At 61.4% G+C, this 1632-nt stretch carries 2 protein-coding genes and 1 pseudogene; all 3 read right to left on the reverse strand.

Annotation, left to right across the window (positions count from 1 at the left end):
* Positions 1–84 (reverse strand): annotated as a pseudogene (locus AC1DT3_RS20435) (cell division topological specificity factor MinE); the annotation flags it as partial.
* Positions 81–896 carry a septum site-determining protein MinD gene (minD, locus tag AC1DT3_RS20440; RefSeq protein ID WP_477467038.1) on the reverse strand — a complete coding sequence of 272 codons (816 nt, stop codon included), beginning with the start codon at positions 894–896 and terminating at the stop codon, positions 81–83. The gene minD and the pseudogene AC1DT3_RS20435, both read right to left, overlap by 4 nt.
* A gap of 16 nt (positions 897–912) precedes the next feature.
* Positions 913–1557 carry a septum site-determining protein MinC gene (gene minC, locus AC1DT3_RS20445; RefSeq protein WP_477467039.1) on the reverse strand — a complete coding sequence of 215 codons (645 nt, stop codon included), beginning with the start codon at positions 1555–1557 and terminating at the stop codon, positions 913–915.
* Positions 1558–1632 lie beyond the last annotated feature (75 nt).

Genomic DNA, 1632 nt, shown 5'->3' on the forward strand with positions numbered 1-1632 from the left:
GCGTTCGTGCGCCAGGAGGATCTGAAGCCGCTCGCGCGCGACAGGAGCCGAGGTGCGGCGGTTGAAAAAGCGCATCAGGTTCATGCGGCCCTCCTTCCGAACAGCTTGCCGAACAGGCCCTTTCTGTCCGTGGGAACGATCATCTCGACGGACTCGCCTTTGAGGCGGCGTGCCGCATCGAAATAGGCCCGTCCGGGAGCGCTGATCGGGTTGTTMAGCGTCACGGGCGCGCCGACATTCGAGGCGCGCAGAACTTCTTCACTTTCAGGAATGATCCCGAGGAGCGGGATCGAGAGGATCTCCAGCACATCCTCCACCTTCAGCATTTCTCCGCGCTCGGCGCGGATGGGATCATAGCGGGTCAGCAAAAGATGCTTCTCCATCTTGTCACCGTTTTCCGCCTTCAGCGTCTTGGAATCGAGAAGCCCGATGATGCGGTCGGAGTCACGCACCGAGGATACTTCGGGATTCGTCACGACGACGGCGAGATCGGCATGGCGCATCGCCAGGGTCGCGCCGCGCTCGATTCCGGCAGGACTGTCGCAGATGATCCAGTCGAACTTCTCGCGCAGCTCTTCGAGCACCTTCGCGACACCTTCCTCGGTGAGGGCATCCTTGTCGCGCGTCTGCGAAGCGGGGAGCAGGCTGAGATTGTCGAGTCGCTTGTCCCGGATCAGCGCCTGCGGAAGTTTGGCGTCTCCCTGGACCACGTTGATCRGGTCGAACACGACCCGGCGCTCTGCGCCCATGACCAGATCGAGATTGCGCAGGCCGACGTCGAAATCGATGACGACGACCTTCTCGCCGCTATGCGCCAGTGCAGCGCCGAGGGCGGCGGTCGACGTGGTTTTGCCGACGCCTCCCTTGCCCGAAGTAACGACCAATACTTTGGCCATGGGTTCCCTCTTTCTCTTAGTCTAGAATCTTCAGACTCAACTGATCTCCATCCAATCCGGCTTGGATCGGATGGCCGTGAAACGCTTTGCCGAGATCGTCGGCCGTCTTGTAGAGACCGTCGATCGCAATGAGTTCGGCTTGAAATTTTCTGCAGAAGATGCGGGMCTTCGCGTTGCCGCTGCAGCCCGCGATGGCGCGTCCGCGCAGCGCGCCGTAAATATGGATCGAACCGCCTGCAACGATCTCAGCGCCCGAGGCAACCGATCCGAGAATCGTGACATCGCCTTCGGTATGAAGAATCGATTGTCCGGACCGCAGCGACGTCTCGACCATCAAGGACCGCTCGGGAGCAGGCGGCGGTGGAAGCGCCGGAGCCGCATCGGGAATCTCGATCGGGCCCGCCGGACGTCCGCCATTCACCGGAGGCGGCATGCCGGCATCGAGGAGGCCCGCTTGCGCGCCTTCAATTCCAAGAATCCGAATACCGCGCGCGGTCAACGCATTGAGCAGACTCTTCAGCTCGTCTCTCGACATGCGGATCGCGGCAAGATCCACGATGATGACACGCCCATCGAAGAAGCCGGGCGAGCGTTCGTTCACCGAATCGAACTCTGAGAGCCAATCTTGGAGCGGAGCGTAAGGCGCAAGGACGAGAGCCATGAAAGAACGGCCACGGAAGCGCAAAGAGGGGCGAGGGCGAACTGCGATGGTCACGGGCTGCGAGAATCCTTCGAT

The organism is Microvirga sp. P4_G7, assembly GCF_056401005.1.